This is a genomic window from Planomonospora parontospora (assembly GCA_014647935.1).
Taxonomy (GTDB): Bacteria; Actinomycetota; Actinomycetes; order Streptosporangiales; family Streptosporangiaceae; genus Planomonospora; species Planomonospora parontospora.
Map to the genome: position 1 here is coordinate 179,031 of BMQD01000003.1, position 18,192 is coordinate 197,222.

15 protein-coding genes are annotated in these 18,192 nt (G+C 72.4%); 11 read left to right on the plus strand and 4 right to left on the minus strand.

What is annotated here, in order from left to right:
• Positions 1 to 157: 157 nt before the first annotated feature.
• Entirely contained in the window at positions 158 to 2,428 is a 2,271-nt protein-coding gene (locus tag IEZ07_RS35475; protein ID WP_239319581.1) for a pectinesterase family protein, read from the plus strand.
• 141 nt (positions 2,429 to 2,569) lie between these two features.
• Here IEZ07_RS35475 and IEZ07_RS06220 read toward each other — a convergent pair whose 3' ends face one another.
• Complete coding sequence (locus IEZ07_RS06220) at positions 2,570 to 2,887, minus strand: hypothetical protein (protein ID WP_191893902.1); 318 nt, start codon at positions 2,885 to 2,887, stop codon at positions 2,570 to 2,572.
• Between the two features lie 281 nt (positions 2,888 to 3,168).
• Between IEZ07_RS06220 and IEZ07_RS06225 the strand changes: the two genes are divergently transcribed.
• From IEZ07_RS06225 to IEZ07_RS06245, 5 genes are all read left to right on the plus strand, one after another.
• The gene (locus IEZ07_RS06225) at positions 3,169 to 4,785 is read left to right on the plus strand and encodes a glycosyltransferase family 2 protein (protein ID WP_191893903.1); all 1,617 of its coding nucleotides are present in this window, start codon (positions 3,169 to 3,171) and stop codon (positions 4,783 to 4,785) included.
• Between the two features lie 18 nt (positions 4,786 to 4,803).
• Positions 4,804 to 6,714, plus strand: coding sequence for a glycosyltransferase family 2 protein (locus IEZ07_RS06230; protein WP_191893904.1), 1,911 nt, complete (start codon positions 4,804 to 4,806; stop codon positions 6,712 to 6,714).
• A gap of 68 nt (positions 6,715 to 6,782) precedes the next feature.
• Positions 6,783 to 7,925 carry an energy-coupling factor ABC transporter permease gene (locus IEZ07_RS06235; RefSeq protein ID WP_191893905.1) on the plus strand — a complete coding sequence of 381 codons (1,143 nt, stop codon included), beginning with the start codon at positions 6,783 to 6,785 and terminating at the stop codon, positions 7,923 to 7,925.
• Positions 7,926 to 7,965: 40 nt separating this feature from the next.
• Positions 7,966 to 8,730: a cobalt ECF transporter T component CbiQ gene (gene cbiQ / locus IEZ07_RS06240; protein WP_191893906.1), complete on the plus strand. Its 765-nt coding sequence runs from the start codon at positions 7,966 to 7,968 to the stop codon at positions 8,728 to 8,730.
• A gap of 92 nt (positions 8,731 to 8,822) precedes the next feature.
• Positions 8,823 to 9,578, plus strand: a complete 756-nt coding sequence (locus tag IEZ07_RS06245; RefSeq protein WP_204054289.1) for an energy-coupling factor ABC transporter ATP-binding protein — start codon at positions 8,823 to 8,825, stop codon at positions 9,576 to 9,578.
• Positions 9,579 to 9,745: 167 nt separating this feature from the next.
• On the opposite strand, the gene IEZ07_RS06250 is transcribed toward IEZ07_RS06245, so the two are convergent.
• A complete protein-coding gene (locus IEZ07_RS06250) occupies positions 9,746 to 11,218 on the minus strand; it encodes a hypothetical protein (RefSeq protein WP_191893908.1) in 1,473 nt (490 codons plus the stop codon).
• A gap of 325 nt (positions 11,219 to 11,543) precedes the next feature.
• On the opposite strand from IEZ07_RS06250, the gene IEZ07_RS06255 reads away from it, so the two are divergent.
• From IEZ07_RS06255 to IEZ07_RS06275, 5 genes are all read left to right on the plus strand, one after another.
• Entirely contained in the window at positions 11,544 to 11,882 is a 339-nt protein-coding gene (locus IEZ07_RS06255) for an STAS domain-containing protein (protein ID WP_068896492.1), read from the plus strand.
• A gap of 89 nt (positions 11,883 to 11,971) precedes the next feature.
• Complete coding sequence (locus tag IEZ07_RS06260; RefSeq protein ID WP_191893909.1) at positions 11,972 to 12,745, plus strand: SDR family NAD(P)-dependent oxidoreductase; 774 nt, start codon at positions 11,972 to 11,974, stop codon at positions 12,743 to 12,745.
• Between the two features lie 9 nt (positions 12,746 to 12,754).
• Positions 12,755 to 13,549, plus strand: coding sequence for a crotonase/enoyl-CoA hydratase family protein (locus IEZ07_RS06265; protein WP_191893910.1), 795 nt, complete (start codon positions 12,755 to 12,757; stop codon positions 13,547 to 13,549).
• 141 nt (positions 13,550 to 13,690) lie between these two features.
• Complete coding sequence (locus IEZ07_RS06270) at positions 13,691 to 14,335, plus strand: rhomboid family intramembrane serine protease (RefSeq protein ID WP_191893911.1); 645 nt, start codon at positions 13,691 to 13,693, stop codon at positions 14,333 to 14,335.
• A 1,065-nt stretch (positions 14,336 to 15,400) separates the two neighbouring features.
• Positions 15,401 to 15,871 (plus strand): HEPN domain-containing protein, encoded by a 471-nt coding sequence (locus IEZ07_RS06275; protein WP_191893912.1) that lies wholly within the window; start codon positions 15,401 to 15,403, stop codon positions 15,869 to 15,871.
• A gap of 531 nt (positions 15,872 to 16,402) precedes the next feature.
• Here the strand turns inward: IEZ07_RS06275 and IEZ07_RS06280 are convergent.
• A complete protein-coding gene (locus IEZ07_RS06280; RefSeq protein WP_204054288.1) occupies positions 16,403 to 16,594 on the minus strand; it encodes a hypothetical protein in 192 nt (63 codons plus the stop codon).
• 368 nt (positions 16,595 to 16,962) lie between these two features.
• Positions 16,963 to 18,072: a phosphoserine transaminase gene (gene serC, locus IEZ07_RS06285; protein ID WP_191893913.1), complete on the minus strand. Its 1,110-nt coding sequence runs from the start codon at positions 18,070 to 18,072 to the stop codon at positions 16,963 to 16,965.
• Positions 18,073 to 18,192 lie beyond the last annotated feature (120 nt).

An 18,192-nucleotide genomic window follows, 5' to 3' on the forward strand; every position in this document is an offset into this window, starting at 1 on the left:
CCCCCACCCCCCCGGGGCCGTCGGCGTGTCCTTTTTCCGGCTGTTCCTGCAAGCGCTTGTAATCAGGGAAAGCGATTTCCTTAAGGCTATTGACGTGAATGTGGGATTACGTCAGCGTTTCATGCAACCGATTGCCGCTTCCTCCTCAAGGTTGCAGATGCGACTCCTGACACTCCCCACGGTCATCGCGCTCACGGTCGCCGCGGCGGCCGCGCCGGCCCTCGCCGAGACCGCCCCATCCCGTTCCAGCACCATCGTGGTCGCCGCCGACGGCTCGGGCGACCACGCGACCGTGCAGGCCGCGGTCGACGCCGTCCCGGCCGGCAACACCAGGCCGGTCACCATCAAGGTCCGCGAGGGCACCTACAAGCAGCAGGTGGTCATCCCCGCGGACAAGCCGTACATCTCGCTGATCGGTGACACCGCCGACCCGCGCAAGGTCGTGCTCACCTTCGACGCCGCCGCCAAGACCCCGAAGCCGGACGGCTCGGGCACCTACGGCACCTCGGGCAGCGCGTCCTACGTGATCAGCGCGCCCGACTTCACCGCCCGCAACCTCACCTTCGAGAACTCCTACGACGAGGCCGCGGGCGGCAACAGCCAGGCCGTGGCGGTGCGCACCACCGGCGACCGGCAGGTCTACGAGAACGTCCGGTTCATCGGCAACCAGGACACCCTCTACGCCAACACCCCCAGCGCCACCACCACGGCCCGGCAGTACTTCCGCGACTGCTACGTCGAGGGCGACGTCGACTTCATCTTCGGCCGGGCCACCGCGCTCTTCCACAACTGCGTGATCAAGTCCCTGAGCCGCGACGCCGCCGACGGCAACAACGGCTACGTCACCGCGGCCAGCACCGAGATCGCCAACCCCTACGGGTTCATGATCTACCGCAGCCACCTGGTCAGCGACGCCCCCGCCAAGACCGTCCACCTGGGCCGCCCGTGGCCGGCCGGCGGCTCGGCCACCGCCCGCGGCCAGGTCCTGATCCGCGAGTCCTGGCTCGGCCAGCAGTTCAAGGACGCCCCCTGGACCGACATGTCCGGCCTGAACTGGCGGGAGGCCCGGCTCGCCGAGTACCTCAACCGCGGTCCGGGTGCGGCGGTCAACGGCGACCGGCCGCAGCTGACCCGGGAGCAGGCCAGGCAGCACGACCCGGAGGACTATCTCAGGGGCGCCGACGGCTGGGACCCGTTCCGCAGCTTCCCCACCGGCTCCGACAACCGGCTCGGCCGCCAGGTGCTGCCCGAGAACGACGGCTGGGCCGCCGAGGGCGCCGGCACCACCGGCGGCTCGGCCGCCCGCCCGGAGAACGTGTACACCGTCTCCACCGCCGCGCAGCTCCGTGCCGCGCTCGGGAACCCGGCGGACAACACCCCCAAGATCATCTACGTCAGGGGCGCCATCGACGCCGACACCGACGCCGCGGGCAACCCGCTCACCTGCGACTCCTACGCGGTGAACGGCTACAGCCTGCAGGCGTACCTGGCCGCCTACGACCCGGCGGTCTGGGGCAGGGACAGGGTGCCCTCCGGCCCGCTGGAGGAGGCCCGCAAGGCCTCCTACGACAAGATGGCCCAGCACGTCACGATCAACGTCGGCTCCAACGTCACCCTGGTCGGCCTGGGCTCCGACGCCGCGCTGAAGAGCTTCGGCATCCGGATCACGAACGTCGACAACGTCATCGTCCGCAACCTCACCATCACCGACACCTCCGACTGCTTCCCGCAGTGGGACCCGACCGACGGCGACGAGGGCAACTGGAACGCCTCCTTCGACAACGTCGAGGTCTCCGGGGCCACGCACGTCTGGCTGGACCACAACACCCTCAACGACGGCGACAACCCCGACTCGAACCAGCCGTCCTACTTCGGCCGGCCGTACCAGGTCCACGACGGGCTGCTTGACATCGTGCGCGGTGCGAACCACGTGACGATGTCGTGGAACCACCTGAGCGGCCACGACAAGGTGACGCTGATCGGCAACACCGACAACGGCACCCGGTACGGCGAGACCGACAAGCTCAAGGTGACGCTGCACCACAACTTCTTCGAGGGCCTCGGCCAGCGGACCCCGCGGGTGCGCTTCGGCCAGGTGCACATCTACAACAACTACTACACCGGCGGTGACAACTACCTCTACAGCATCGGCGTGGGCGCGGGCTCGCAGGTCTACGCGCAGAGCAACGCCTTCGAGGGCATCCCCGCAGAGAAGGTGCTCTCGGTCCTGAAGGGCACCGCGATCACCGCCAGGGACAACCTGGTCGGCGGCGCGCCGACCGACCTCGTCGCCGCCCACAACGCCGCGCACGACCCCGACCTCGGCGCCGACGCGGGCTGGACGCCCACCCTGTTCACCCGGATCGACCCCGCGCACACGCTGCGCGGCACCGTCCCCGCCCGCGCGGGGGCCGGACGCCTGCGCTGAGCGGACCTCCCGCCGGGGAACAGGTACGGCCCGCACCCCGATCGGGGTGCGGGCCGTACCGCTGTGCGGGGCGCGTCACGCCCCGGTGCCGGTCGATCGGCGAGCCGGCCCGCATGAACCGCAGCCGCTGACCGGACGGCCTCACTCGTCCCGGTCCCGGCGCGTGGGCGTCAGCTCGTCGGCCTCGTCGGCGAGCTGGCTCTCCACCAGGGCGCACCAGCGGTGCCACTCCTCCAGCCGCCGGTGCTCCCCGACATCGCCGGCCTCGGCCTCGGCCAGCAGGCGGTGGGAGTCGGCGGCGGACCTGTGCGCGTTGGCCAGGGCGTGATGACCGTGGTTGGCCAGAGATTCGGAGATGGCCAGGCCGACGGCCAGCTTGTCCAGATCCCCCCGCCGGGGTCCGGGGCCGTCCCCGAAGTCGTCCGCGCTGACGTCGAAGTCCTCTGAACGCTCACCCATGCCTGCCCGCATGCCCGCTATGTGCTAGATCTACCTCGGGAATTCACCGGAGAACGCTCCCGCCCTCTACGCGGCCTGCAAATCGGTCGCCTGCAAATCGGTCACCCCGAATCGGCCGCCCGGAATCAGCCGCCCGGAATCGGCGCGACCCGAATCGGCGCGGCCCGCGCCGGACGGCCGGAACCCGGCCGCGGTGCCCGTGGGGAGCCCGATTCCGCCGGAGAGGGATCACCGCCCGGGTCGCGGGGCATCTCCTGTCCGGAGGGCGGTCGGGAGAGAGCGTGGACGTTCCCGTGGTCTCGGTGATCGTGGCCGTGCACGACGTCGAGGCGTACCTGGGGGAGTGCCTCGACTCGGTGGTCGGGCAGAGCATCGGGCTGGAGAGGCTGGAGGTCGTCGCGGTCGACGACGGCTCGACGGACGGCAGCGGAGCCGTGCTCGACGGCTACGCGAGGAGGCATCCGGAGATAAGGGCGGTGCACCAGGCCGCCTCCGGGGGGCCGGGAGGGCCGCGCAACACCGGGCTCGGCCTGGCGAGGGGACGCTACGTCTTCTTCCTCGACTCCGACGACTACCTGGGCCCCCAGGCACTGGAGCGCCTGGTGGCGGCGGCCGAGCGCAACGGCTCCGACGTGGTGCTCGGCAGGATGGCCGGGGTCGGCGGGCGCCGGGTGCCGAGGACGCCGTTCGCCCGCAACCGGGACCGGGCCGACCTCTACCGGGACGGCGTCTACTACACGCTCTCGGCGCAGAAGCTCTTCCGGCGCGACCTGGTCGAGCGCCTCGGCCTGCGCTTCCCCGAGCACCTGCGCACCGGCGAGGACCAGCCCTTCACCGCGCTCGCCTACCTCGGCGCCCGGGTCATCTCGGTGGTGGCCGACTACGACTGCTACTACCTCACCTACCGCGAGGGCGTGCGCAACGCCAGCCGGTCCGCGGTTCACCCCCTGGAGCGGCTCCCGCAGGTCGCCGAGGTGATGGAGCTGGTCGAGCGGCACACCCCGCCGGGCGAGGAACGGGACCGGCTGATGATGCGGCACTTCCGGTGCGAGGTGCTCAGCGGGTTCGGCCCGCGGTGGCGGTCGTTCGACCGCCGGACCCGGGACCGGGTGACCGGCCTGGCCCGGCCGATCGTGGACCGCTGGGCGACCGCCTGGATCATGGACCGCCTCCCGCCGGCGGATGCGCTCCGCGCCCACTGCATCCGGCACGGCCTGCGCCGGGAGCTCGACGAGGTCGCGGGCTTCCCTGCCGGACGGGCGTACGGCGCGGCGGTCGTGGAGGGCGGGCGGATCTTCGCCGCCTACCCGGGTTTCCGCGCCGGACTGCCGGACCGGTTGTTCGAGATCACCGGCAGGGTGCGGCCGGTGGTCCGGCTGGCGGCGCTCCGGGCCGGGCGGGACGGGTTCACGCTGGAGGGCGCCGCGCGGCTGGAGCCGGAGGGGCTGCCGGCCGAGGCGGAGCTCATCCTGCGGCGGCGCGGCGACGGCCTGCGGCTCGCCTTCCCGCTCCCGCCGGGCGGCGGCCCGCGGTCGGCCCGCCTGCTCCCGCCGGGCGCAACCGGATCACCCCTCCCGGCCGGCGGCGGGCCTCCCGCTCCGTCCGGCGGCGCCCTGCCCGCCCCGGCCGGCGGAGGCTTCCGGGCCGTGGTCGCCGGGGTCCCGCCGGGGACGTGGGACGTGTCGGTGGTGGTGGGCTGCCGGGGCCTCACACGCGAGGTGCGGCTCAACGCGGACCGGCACGGCGCACCGAGGATCGAGGGCGCAAGCCGTACGAACCGGTTGTTCTTCACCGTGCACGGCAACCTCAGCGTGGAGGTGAGCGGACCAACCGGATGGATCGGCCACGCGAGGGCCGCTCTTCGTCACATACTGAAGCGCGACGTATGCGCTATGTGACCGACGAGGGGCGGTGCGGTGACGCGAGCGATCCTCCAGCGAGTCCGTACGGGGCACGGCGGCGAGCCGGTGGCGGAGGCGGGCGCCGGCCGGTCCGCCGTCGACGTGAGCGTGATCGTCCCCCTCCACGACTGCCGGCCCTACCTGGACCGGTGCCTGACCTCGCTGCTGGTCCAGCGGGTCGACAAGGAGATCATCGTCGTGGACGACGGCTCCACCGACGGCGGCGGGGAACTGGCCGACCTCTACGCGGCCTGCCACCCCGGGATCGTCCGGGTCGTCCACCAGGACGTCTCGGGCGGCGCGGGCCGCCCGCGCAACACGGGCCTGTCCGTAGCCCGGGGGAGATACGTCTTCTTCTGCGACGCCGACGACTACCTCGGTCCCGAGGCGCTGGAGCGGATGCTGGCCATGGCCGAGCGCAACGGCTCCGACATCGTCCTGGGGAAGATCGTCGGCCACGGGCGCAGGGCCCCGGTCTCCATGTTCCAGGAGAACGCCGAACGGGTGCCGCTGGAGGACAGCGCCGTCTACAACAGCCTCAGCTGCTTCAAGCTGTTCCGCCGGGAGATGATCGAACGCCACGGCGTCCGCTTCGACGAGAAGCTCACGGTCGGCGAGGACATCGTCTTCACCGCCCACGCCTACTGCCACGCCGAGGTGATCTCGGTGGTCGCCGACTACGACTGCTACCACCTGGTCGACCGGCCCGACGGGACCAGCATCATGCAGCGGAAGGGGAGCCGCGACCCGATCTCCTGGATGCGGATGATCAGGAGGCCGATCGAGCTGGTGGCCGCCCACGTGCAGCCCGGCCCGCTCCGCGACCACCTGCTCCGCCGCCACCTCCGGCTGGACGCCCTCGCCCACCTCGGCAGGTCCTTCCTGGAGGCGGGGGAGATCGAGCGCAAGGAGATCGCGGCCGAGGTCGCCGACCTGTGCGAGCGCTGGCTGACCGACGGCGTGCGGGAGCGCCTCACCCCGGTCGACCGGCACCGGATCGCCGCGCTGGAGGACATCGACCGCCTCGTACGGCTGGCGCACATCGAATCGGCCGCGGTCCGCAGGGAGCTCACGGGACTGCGCTGGGACGCCGGGGCGACCGCGCTGACGGTCTCCGGCCGGGTCGCGCTGGACGCCCTGGGCACGGCGGGCAGGCCGGAGCTCGCCGTCGACGGCGTCACCCTGGTGCTGCGCCCGCGGCCGGACGGGGAACCGCCCCGCGCCGACGTCATCGTGCCCACGGCCGGAGACGGCGGGGAGATCACCGGGACGATCGACCTGACCGGGCTGCCGTCCGGGGTGTGGGACGTCCACGTGGCCGTCGAGTGCGAGGGGATCGTCCGCACGGCACGGCTCGGCGCGGACCGGGACGGGACGATCGCCCGGCCGGAGCCCCGCGTGGTCGGCGGGACGATCGTCCTGCCCTACTTCACCCGGCCCCACGGCAACCTCAGCATCGACGTCGGCGGTCACGTGCTCACCGTGCCCGGCACGGCACGGCTGACCCGGTCGCACTGGGCGGCCGGGCACCGGCTGGCGCTGACCGGCGAGGTGACGGTCGGCCGGCACCGGCCGGTCCCGGCCGGGCCGCGGGCCGTACGACGGCTGGTGTGGCGGGACCGGCACTCCGGGCGTGAGCTGTACGCGCCGGTCACGGCCGGGCCGGACGGCGGGTTCACCGCGCGGACGGCGGCCGGGCGGACGGCGGCCGGGACCTGGGACGCCTACCTGGAGCTGGACCTGGGCGGTCCCCCGGTGCGCTTCCGCGTCGAGGCGGCCGCGGAGCTCATCGCACCGGCGCGCACGTGGTGGCGCGGGACGGTCCGGCGGACCGCCAAGCCGTACGGCACGGCGGGCAAGGGGCGGCTCAGCATGGTGGTCAGGGCGGTCCCGCTGCGCACCCTGGTCCGGCGCATGCTCCGTTAATGCCTGGATATTGCAACAGCAAGCCGATGGCTTAGGGTGAGAGCAAATCCGCCCATCGGAGGCTTGTCGTGCACGTTCCTGACGGTTTCTTCAACGCGGCCGTGTCGGTCTCGGCGGCGGCGGTCGCGGCCGCCGGGGTCGCGGTCTGCCTGCGCGGCGCCCGCCGCGAGCTCGACGACCGGACCGCCCCGATGGCGGGCCTGGTGGCGGCGTTCGTCTTCGCCGTCCAGATGCTGAACTTCCCGGTGGCCGCGGGGACGAGCGGCCACCTCCTCGGCGGTGCGCTGGCCGCGATACTCGTCGGGCCGTACACCGCGGTGCTGTGCATGGCGGTGGTCCTGCTCGTGCAGGGCTTCTTCTTCGCCGACGGCGGCCTGACCGCGCTGGGCGTCAACATCACCCTCATGGGCCTGGTCACCGTCCTGGCCGGCTGGGGCGTCTTCCGGCTGATCACCCGGAGCCTGCGCGGCCGCACCGCGATCACCGCGGCCTCGTTCGCCGCCGCGCTGGTCTCGGTGCCGGCCTCCGCACTGGCCTTCACCCTGCTGTTCTGGATCGGCGGCACGGCGCCCGTCGAGATCGGCACGGTCGCCGCCGCCATGGGCGGCGTGCACGTGCTGATCGGCATCGGCGAGGGCCTGATCACCGCGGTCACCGTCGGCACCGTGCTCGCCACCCGCCCCGACCTGGTGTACGGCGCGCGCGGCCTGGCCGCCCCGCTGGTGCTGCGCGGCCCCGGCGGCGAGAGCACGGTGGCCCCGCAGGCCCCGGCTCCGGCCGCCACCCCGCGCCCGGCGCGGCCGTTCCTGCTGGCGGGCGCCGGCGTCACGCTGCTGCTCGCCGGGGGCGTCTCCCACCTCGCTTCCGGAGACCCGGACGGGCTGGAGCGGGTCGCCGAGGACGAGGGCTTCCTCGGCCAGGCCACCGACCACGCGCTCGGCTCGTGGGCGCTGGCCGACTACGGCGAGGTGGGCGGCGTCCCGCTCTGGGTCGTCGGACCCGTCGGGGTCGGGATCACGCTCCTCGTCGCGGGCGCCGTCGCGTACGCCGCGCGCCGCCGGAAGGGCGGCGCGCCGGGCGGGACCCGCGAGACCGCCGAGGCCGCCAAGACCGGCGGGTCCGTCGAGGCCGCCGAGACTAGCAAGGTCGGCGGGGCCGCCAAGGTCGGCGGGACCGGCGGGACCGGCGGGACCGGCGGGACCGCAGCCTGATGCCCGCCGTACGGCGGGCGGAGCCCGGAAGCCGTCGCCGGTGAGCGCGGGCCACGGGCACCGGCTCCACCGGCCGGGCGACACGCTCGTCCACCGGCTGCCGCCGCAGTGCAAGCTCGCCGCGGTCATCGCGTTCGCGCTGACCGTAGTGGCCACGCCGCGTGAGTGGTTCGCCGCGTTCGGGGCGTACGCGCTGCTGCTGGCGGGGGTCGCCCTGGCCGCGCGGATCCCGCCCGGCTTCGTGCTCCGCCGGATGGCGGTCGAGATCCCGTTCGTGCTGTTCGCGGTGGCGATCCCGTTCATCGGGACGGGGGAGCGGGTGGCGGTCGCGGGGCTCTCGCTCAGCGTGCCGGGCCTGTGGGCCGCGTGGAACATCCTGGCCAAGGCCACCCTGGGGGTGGCCGCGAGCATCCTGCTGGCGGCGACCACCGAGCCGAGGCTGATGCTGCTGGGCGCGCAGCGGCTGCGGCTGCCGCCGCTGCTGGTGCAGATCGCCATGTTCATGCTCCGCTACATGGACGTGGTCGCGGGCGAGATGCGCCGGATGCGGGTGGCCAGGGAGTCGCGGGGGTTCGCCGCCAGGGACGTCCGGCACCTGCCGGTGGTCGCCCGGTCGGCGGGGGCGCTGTTCATCCGCTCCTACGAGCGGGGCGAACGGGTCCACCTGGCCATGCTGAGCCGCGGTTACACCGGTTCCATGCCGGTCGTCGTCGACCTGGCCGCGTCGGCGCGGCAGTGGCTCGTCGCCGCTATGCTGCCGGGCGCGGCGCTGGTGGCGCTGCTCGGCAACTGGGGGATGGCATGACGGCGTCTCGGCGACCGGAGGAGGTCTCGGCGGCGTCTCGACGACCAGGGGACGGCATGACGGCGTCCCGGCGATCGGAGGACGGCGCGGCGGTGTCTCGGCGGCCGGAGGAGGTCTCGGCGGCGTCGCTGGAGGTGAGCCGGCTCGCCTACGCCTACCCGGACGGGACGCAGGCCCTGTTCGGCGTGGACCTGCGGGTGGAGCGCGGGGAGCGGGTCGCGCTGCTCGGGCCGAACGGCGCGGGCAAGACCACCCTGGTGCTGCACCTCAACGGCATCCTGACCGCCGGGCACGGCACGGTGACCGTGGCCGGGCTCCCGGTCGCGAAGGAGTCCCTGCTGGAGATCCGGCGCCGGGTCGGCCTGGTCTTCCAGGACCCCGACGACCAGCTCTTCATGCCGACCGTCCGCGAGGACGTCGCCTTCGGCCCCGCCAACCTGGGGATCCGCGGCGAGGAGCTCCAGCAGCGGGTCGAGGACGCGCTGGAGCAGGTCGGCATGCTGGAGGCGATCGACCGCCCCCCGCACCACCTGTCCTTCGGCCAGCGCCGTCGGGTGGCGGTGGCGACCGTGCTGGCCATGGAGCCGGAGATCCTGGTGCTGGACGAGCCGTCGTCCAACCTCGACCCGGCCTCGCGCCGCGAGCTCGCCGAGATCCTGCGGAGCCTCGACGTGACGGTGCTGATGGTCACCCACGACCTGCCCTACGCCCTGGAGCTGTGCGAGCGCTCGCTCATCCTGTCCGGCGGGGTGATCGCCGCCGACGGGCCGACCCGGGAGCTGCTGGCCGACGCCGAACTGCTGGCCGCGCACCGGCTGGAGCTCCCGTACGGTTTCACCGTCGCCTGAGGTGCGGCCACCGTGTGAGGTGCCGGCCACCGTGTGAGGTGCCGGCCGCCGTGTGAGGCGTCGGCCACCGTGTGAGGCGCCGTCCGGGATGTCGCGGGACCGTCGGCCGGTGCGCCGCGGAGTCCGCGGCGGCAGGCCGATCAGCGGGGCGCCGGGGCCGTCCCCGTTCAGGCCGGCCCGGTGTACGGCCGGCCCGCCCTGGCGGCCTCCAGCAGGCCCCGCGTCAGGACCGTGCCCCGGGGCCATCCCGTCGCCATGAGCTCCTCCAGGCCCCGGGGCGCCGCTTCGCCGCCCTCGGGGGCCAGGGCGTTGACGTCGGCGAGGAGCCGGTCGGCCAGCAGCGCCAGGGCCGAGGCGCCGGATCCGCGGTAGCCCCAGCTCAGCCTCCGGCGCCGGTCCATGGGCGCGGGGTAGAGCACGCCGTCCCGGGTCCGCACCCAGACGGGGGAGTCCAGGATCACCTCGGCCAGAGGGCTGGTGGCGGGCAGCCGTTGCGGGACGGCGACGTGCAGCGTCCCGTTCCCGGTGCGGATGACCGGGGCGTCGGTCTCGGGGTCGAGCAGCGTCTCGACCGCCGACCGGTCCGGGTCCAGGAGCGTGAAGGCGGCGGTGCGGCGCGCGGGGACCAGCCGCTCGGTCCACTCGGCGCCCGGAGCGCTGTCGGGCTCCACGGTCTCGGGATTGCCGAAGGGGAAGTCGGCCCCGCCGTCCCACAGCATGGCCTGACGGACGCAGGCGGCGGCGAGGACGTCGTCGCGGGAGAGGATCTCCAGCCATCCGGCGCGCCGGACGGAGCGGTCCACGTCGTCCGGCACGGTGTCGGGAACGGGGAGCGGGACGGCGGCCACCACCGTGGTCCCGGGGACCTGGATCCGGTCGAGGGCCGCCAGGTCCCGCGCGGCCGCCTCGGCGGCGCGGTGCTGCCAGATCCGGGCCAGGTTCGTCAGCACCCGCTGGGCGGGGCTGCCCGGCTCGACCAGGGAGGCCAGGCACAGCACCGGGACGTGGTTCTGGACGGGGACGGCCGGCGCCACGACGGGCGGGGCGCCCGGGTGCCAGGCCTTCAGCAGTTCGGGGACGCGCAACTCGAACGGCCAGAAGGGGACGGGCGCGCCGACCGCCCGCGACAACGCGGACCAGGGCACCTCGTAGACGCGGTCGGGGAAGGCGGGCAGGACTCCGCGCAGCGCGGGGCCGTCGAAGCCGAAGTCGCCCCCCACGGCGGTGATCGCGGCGGCGGACGGCAGCCTCCGGGCGGCCTCGGCCAGGGTGTCGTCCCCGCCGAGCGGGTGGTCCCACACCACCCACACCGGCCCGGCCGCGGTCCGCCAGCCCAGCGCCGTCGCGGAGCGGTCGGACCAGTCCACGACGGTCTCCGTGCCGAGGTACCGCGCCGGTCGGCGGGCGGCGGGCCAGTAGCCGATCGGGACGCGGTCGCGGAGCTCGGGGGCCGTCCGCGCGGCCCACCGGTAGACGTCCTCCGCGTGCCAGTACGGCCGGCCGCAGGCGTCGTATCCCGCGAGCCTGGCGAACACGCCGTCGTCCACCGCCCGCCGCGTCCGGCTCGGCGGGACGCCGAGCAGGCGGGCGCACCCGTCCGCGTCGAGCCGTTCAGGTTCGGGGCTTCCGGTGAACCTCATTGCCTCAGGTAAACATATAAGGCATAAAACCCGCATACATCCGATCAGTCCTGGCCGTTATCGGCCAGTCGTTGCCGGAGGGACTTTCCCGCAGGTCGATGGAGAGCGCTTTCCTGTTCGGCTGGCGATCACCCGGGCGCACGAGGAGGCGGCGGCGGCCGCCGGGGTCGATTCCTCCGACGACCTCGGAGCCGTGCGCTCCTCCCGGCCGTGCCACACGGAGCGTCCCCTGTCGTGCCGGAGGGGGCCGCCGGACCGCGTGAGCACGGATGCGGCGATGGCGAAGTAAAGTAGGTCTGCCTCTCGTGCTCGACTAGGAGGATCGATGAAACTACGGCTGGCTCGCCGGGCCGTCGGCGACGCCGTGGTGGTGGCGGTCGAGGGAGAGCTCGACCTGTTCACCGCGCCCTTCCTGCGGGACGAGGTCCGTGAGGCGATCAAGCTCGACGGCTCCCGGCTGGTGCTCGACCTGACCGCGCTGTCCTTCATGGACTCCAGCGGGCTCTCGGTGCTGATCGAGGCGTGGCGGCTGGCGACGAGCCAGGGCGGGGGCGTCGCCCTCGCCGCCCCCCAGGCGCCGGTCGCGCGGATCCTGCGCACCACCGGCCTCGACCGCCGGATCAAGGTCTTCGCCGACGTCGGCACCGCGGTCGGGGAGCTGTGACCCGATCTGACGATTCCCTGGCGTTCCCCGGGCGAGATTTACCCCACCCTGAGTAGAACTTCATTCGGTCTCCGCGTTAAAGTCCGCTCATGGACCTGAACGGAGCAGCAGCAATCATCTCGGGCGGTGCCAGCGGCCTCGGCGAGGCCACGGCCCGCGATCTCGCCGCGCACGGTGCGACCGTGGTCGTCGCCGACCTGAACGAGGAGCGCGGCAAGGCCCTCGCCGACGAGCTGGGCGGGGTTTTCGTCAAGACCGACGTGTCCGACGAGGAGCAGGTGCAGGCGGCGGTGGACGCCGCGGTGGCCACCGGCAAGCCGCTGCGCGTGGTGATCAACAGCGCCGGCATCGGCTGGGCCACCCGTACGGTGAACCGCGACGGCTCGCCGCACGACCTCGCCTCCTACCGCAAGGTCATCGAGGTCAACCTGATCGGCACCTTCAACCTGATGCGCATCGGCGCCGCGGCCATCGCCAGGACCGAGCCGGTCGACGCGGACGGCCAGCGCGGCGTGGTGATCAACACCGCCTCCGTGGCGGCGCTGGAGGGCCAGGTCGGCCAGGTGGCGTACTCCGCGTCCAAGGGCGGCATCGTCGGCATGACGGTCCCGGCCGCCCGCGACCTGGGCGCGGTGGGCATCCGGGTCAACACGATCTGCCCGGGCATCATCGACACCCCGATCTACGGCTTCTCGCCCAACGCCGACGAGTTCAAGGCCAAGCTGGTCGCTCCGGTGGTCTTCCCCAAGCGCATGGGCCTGGCCTCCGAGTTCGCCCACCTGGTGCGCTCGCTGATCGAGAACGACTACATGAACGCCGAGACCATCCGCTTCGACGGCGGCATCCGCTTCCAGCCCAAGTAGGAGTCACCGGTGTCCGACGTCTCTCCCGACGCCAAGACGGCCTCCGACGAAGTCCTCGTCGAGGTCGACGGCGGCGTCGCCGTTATCACGATCAACCGGCCCAGGGCCAAGAACGCCGTCAACGGCGTCGTGGCCCGTGCCATCGCCGCGGCCCTGGACGAGCTGGAGGAGCGTAAGGACGTCTCCGCCTACGTGCTGACCGGCGCGGGCGGCACGTTCTGCGCGGGGATGGACCTCAAGGGCTTCCTCACCGGGGACTTCCCGGTCGTCGAGGGCCGGGGGTTCGGCGGCCTCGCCGAGGCCCCGCCGAGCAAGCCCCTCATCGCGGCGGTCGAGGGGTACGCCCTGGCCGGCGGCTGCGAGCTGGCGCTGGCCTGCGACATCATCGTCGCCTCCGAGGAGGCCAAGTTCGGGCTGCCCGAGCCCAAGCGCGGCCTGGTCGCCGGAGCGGGCGGCGTGATGCGGCTGCCGCGGCGCATCCCGTACCACATCGCCATGGAGATCGCGCTGACCGGCGACCACTTCCCGGCCTCGCGGCTGTACGAGGTCGGCCTGGTCAACCACCTCACGCCCGTGGGCGGGGCGCTGGGCAAGGCCCTGGAGCTGGCGCGCAGGATCGCGGCGAACGCACCCCTGGCGCTCGCCGCGACCAAGCGCGTGATCGTCGAGTCCGCCGACTGGAGCCTCGACGAGATGTTCAAGAAGCAGGGCGAGATCGTCAATCCGGTGTTCGGCTCCAAGGACGCCATGGAGGGCGCGGCGGCCTTCGCGGAGAAGCGCGCTCCGCAGTGGAAGGGCGAGTAGCGCCTTAGACCGCACGCGCCCGGCCTGCTCGCGTCCGGGCGCGTGCGACGCCCCCGGAGTGCGTACGGTGAAGGTGTGGGCGCGTGCGGCGTGGGCACGGGACAGGCCCACGGTGACGGCTCCATGAGGCCAGGAGAGCGCATGTACGACCACCCGGGGGCGACCCCTCCCACCACCCGATCCACCGGTGCGCGGCTCCGGCGCAGCGCGGGCAGCCTGGCCGCGGGGGCCGCCGGGGCCGGCATGCTCGTCATCCTCCTGGTCGCCGCCATGTGGGCGATCGAGGTCGCTGACTACGTGCTGCCCGGCGAGTTCGACGACTACGGCATCCGCGCCTGGAACCTCGAGGGCCTGACCGGCGTCTTCCTCGCCCCGTTCCTGCACGCCGACTTCGCCCACCTGATGGCCAACTCGCTGCCCCTGCTCGTCCTGGGCTTCCTGGCGGCCCTGCGCGGCCTGGGCCGCTTCCTGATCGCCAGCCTGATCATCATCCTGGTCAGCGGCCTGGGCGTCTGGCTCACCACGGACCCGAGGTTCGTCACGGTCGGCGCGAGCGGCCTGGTCTTCGGCTACTTCGGCCTGGTCGTGGCCCGCGGCCTGTTCGACCGCCGCCTGCTCGACATCGTGATCGGCGTCGGCGTCGCGGCGGCCTACTACTCGATCATCTGGGGCGTGCTCCCCACCCAGGAGGGCGTCTCCTGGCAGGGCCACCTCTTCGGCCTGCTCGGCGGCGTCCTCGCCGCCTGGATCGTCCGCCGCAAGCGCCCCGCCCTTCCCGCCTACTGACCCCGTACGGCCTGCGCCGTCCTCCTCGCGAAACCCTGGTGCGGGATCCCATCGACGGCAGGAGTGGCGTATGGAAGAGCCGCTCGGAACCGACAAGATGAGCGTCACCTTCCCGTCCGGCCCTGTCGTGATCGTCACCTCGGACGTTCCGCACCTGCGCCCTGGTCTCCGAGCGCGAGCGCGTAGCGGTGGTTCACGTGGACAAGCTCAAGTCAACGACTCGATCCTGAAGGGTCGGAGCTTGCGGCTCCTGCTCCTGTCTGACGGACAGGAATAGGCCGCAAGGTGAGAGGCGAACCCCTCACCTTGGGTCGGTTGACGGCAGCCCCGGCATGGAGACCATACCGAGGGCGAGAGCCTCCTTCGTGTCCGGGGTCGCAGAGTTATGCTGTCAAAGACGCAGCATATGCTGTGCGTATGACAGTAAAGTGCGGAGCGTGACAACGACATCACGCATCCCCGTGCTGGAGAGGGTCGGTGTGCGACAGCCACCACCGCCTGTTTTTCCGGTCTTCCGGTCGCGGATCACGACGGCGGTCCTCGCCATGACCTATATCGGGGGCGGCGAATACTCGATTGCCGAACTCGCCGCCGCAGCCCGCACCGACAGCGGGAACATGACCCGGGAGGTCGTCCGCCTCGAACAGGCGGCTGTGCTGAGAAGCCGCAGGATCGGCCGGACCAAGCTCGTGGAAGCCGACCGGAGTGCACCCTTCTACCGGGCGCTCAGTGAACTCGTGACCATCACGTTGGGCCCCGCGCACGTCCTGGCGGAGGAACTGACCGGGGTGGAAGGGGTGGAGCAGGCGGAGGTGTTCGGCTCCTGGGCCGCACGCATGCTCGGTGAGCCCGGCCCCGCCCCCGCCGACATCGACCTCCTCGTGGTCGGCCGTCCAGACAGGGACGATCTACATGATGCCGCCGCCCGTGCGGGCGCTCGGCTCGGACGGGAGGTCAACACGGTCGTGGTGACCCCGCAGCGATGGCAGGCCGGTGATGACGGCTTCCTCGTGGAGCTTCGCAGCAGGCCCCGCGTTCCGGTGCGGTTTCAGGGGAGGGCTCCCGGTGACCGGTTGGGGCCGGGGGCGGGAAGAGATCCTCGGAATGCTCCAGCGCCGGGAGCTGACGCAGGTGGTCGCGGACGACAAGCTCGCCGAGCGGATGATCGAAACGGCCAGGAGACACCTCGCGAGCGCCGAACTCCTCGCCGCCAGTGATCCTCACCTCGCCTACTCTGCGCTGCACGACGCGGTTCGCAAGGCGCTTGCGGCACTTCTCCAGACGCAGGGGCTGCGCGCGACGACAGCGGGCGGTCATCTGGCGGTCCAGCAGGCTGCCAAGGCCCAGTTCGGCTCCTCCATGGGAGGAATCCTGCGGCCCGTGGACCGGATCCGGATCACTCGCCATGAGAGCGAGTATCCGACAGCCGGTACGTGGATCGACGAGGACACGGTCCGAGACGATCTCCCGGCCGCGCTGGCCGTGGTCGACGCCGCGGAAAAGGCGCTACCGCACCTGTCGCCGTTCGTGACCTGACCGGCGAGTTCAATTCGTCTGGGTGGACTTCTTGAAGGTGACCTTGCTGTCCGTGGCGGCCACGCCGTTCCAGCCCTTCCCGTGCGGGTCGACGTCGGCCGTCCGCGATTGCAGCTTCACGCCGTCGACGAAGAAGTGGTCGTGCGAGGCCTTCCTGACGACCTTGAGCGTGTGGAAGTCCCCCGGGTCGAAGCCCGGGGAAACGTCGGTGCGTTCGTCGGTCGCGGTGCCGCCGTCCCAGACCCGGGTGGCGAGCGTGTACCGGGGCTTGGTCTCGATGTAGACGCCGATGTCGTTGCGCCCCTCCGTGTGAGAGAGCAGCAGGCCCTACTTCGGGGTCGGCGAGACCAGGTCGTCCCCGCGCAGGGGGCCGGAGCCGCGGACGGTCTCCTCCAGGGAGACGCCCTCGACGTACTCGCTCACGACGTACGGCACGCCGTCCTCGACCCCGAGGTCCAGGACGCGGGCCGTACAGAACTGGGCGACCCGCCGGGCCGTGTCGACCTCGCGCCGGGAACGCCTGATCGCGCCTCAGCGCCGGGTGGAGGCCTGGTTCGTGTCACGCCGGTAGGCGTAGTGGACGAGCCCTTCGTGGAACTTGCCCACCTTGTCGTACAGTGCGCGAGCCGGGGCGTCTTCCAGTGTGTTCCAGTAGAGGCCTGGGAAGTCGTGCTCCCATGGCGCCCATCCTGCCGTAGGGGCAGGTCTGCATTGGGCGCTCATCAGGAGGCCGGTCAGCGTCGCGTCGAACGTGGCGGCTGGCTTGAGGTCGCCTCGTCACCGAAAGCGGACCAGAGCCGGTTTCGGATATCCGTTGACAGGCGGGCGCGGCATCCCATCGCATGTCGATGAAGAGACCGTCCACCTGGGGAACGCGCGACCGATGCACGCGGCGAGCGCGTCGGCCTCCGGAGATCGCGGCGTGGTGTCTGGAGACGGAGGCGTGGCAGGTCCTCGCCGCCGGGGACTACCGGCATGCCCCAGCGCTTGACGAGCCCTCGGCGGGGCCGTACGGCGTGCAGAGGGGTGCGGGCCGTGAAGCCGGATCCCCCCGGGGACGGGCGGGCCGTCCCCGGGTCTGACAGGCGAGACTAGAGGCGCTCGACGACGTGGTCGATGCAGTGGGTCAGCGCCTCGACGTCGGCCGGGTCGATGGCCGGGAACATCGCGACGCGGAGCTGGTTGCGGCCCAGCTTGCGGTAGGGCTCGACGTCGACGATGCCGTTGGCGCGCAGCACCTTGGCGACCGCGGCGGCGTCCACCCCGTCGGAGAAGTCGATGGTGCCGACGACGTTGGAGCGGAACTCGGGGGCGGCGAACGGCGTGGTGTAGGAGGTCTTCTCCGCCCACGTGTAGAGCCGGCTCGCCGAGTCGGCGCTGCGCGCCGTGGTCCAGGACAGGCCGCCGTTGCCGTTCATCCACTCGATCTGCTCGGCGAGCAGGAAGAGCGTGGCGACCGACGGGGTGTTGTAGGTCTGGTCCTTGGCGGAGTTGTCGATCGCCACGGGCAGGCTGAAGAACTCGGGGATGTAGCGGCCGCTGCCGGCGATCTCCTCGACCCGGGCGAGCGCGGCCGGGGACATCAGGGCGATCCACAGGCCGCCGTCGGAGGCGAAGCTCTTCTGCGGCGCGAAGTAGTAGACGTCGGTCTCGCTGATGTCGACCGGCAGGCCGCCGGCGCCGGAGGTGGCGTCCACCAGCACGAGCGAGCCGTCCTCGCCCACGCGCTTGATCGGCATCGCGACGCCGGTCGAGGTCTCGTTGTGGGTGAGCGCGTAGACGTCCACACCGGCCTCGGTGACGGCCTCGGGGTGGCTGCCGGCCTCGGACTTGATGACGCTCGGGTCGCCCAGCCACGGAGCCTTGGCCGCGACGGAGGCGAACTTGGAGGAGAACTCGCCGAAGTGCAGGTGCTGCGACCGCTCGCGGATGAGCCCGAAGGCGGCGATGTCCCAGAACGCGGTCGTGCCGCCGTTGCCGAGGACGACCTCGTAGCCCTCGGGGAGGGAGAACAGCTCCGACAGACCCGCCCGGACGCGCCCGACGAGCGACTTGACCGGCTTCTGGCGGTGGGAGGTGCCCAGCACGCTCGCGCCGGAGGCGGCCAGAGCCGAGATCTGCTCGGGGCGCACCTTCGAGGGCCCGCAGCCGAAACGGCCGTCGGCGGGCTTGAGGTCAGAGGGAATCACGATGTCAGCCACCTGACCAGCCTACTGAGCCCGTCCTCCGGCCCGGACCCGGGTCCGGGATTTGAGACGGGGATTACTGGAGAACGAGACGGCCGCCCCGCGGGGCACCCGAGGACGGCCGTACCGGTGGGA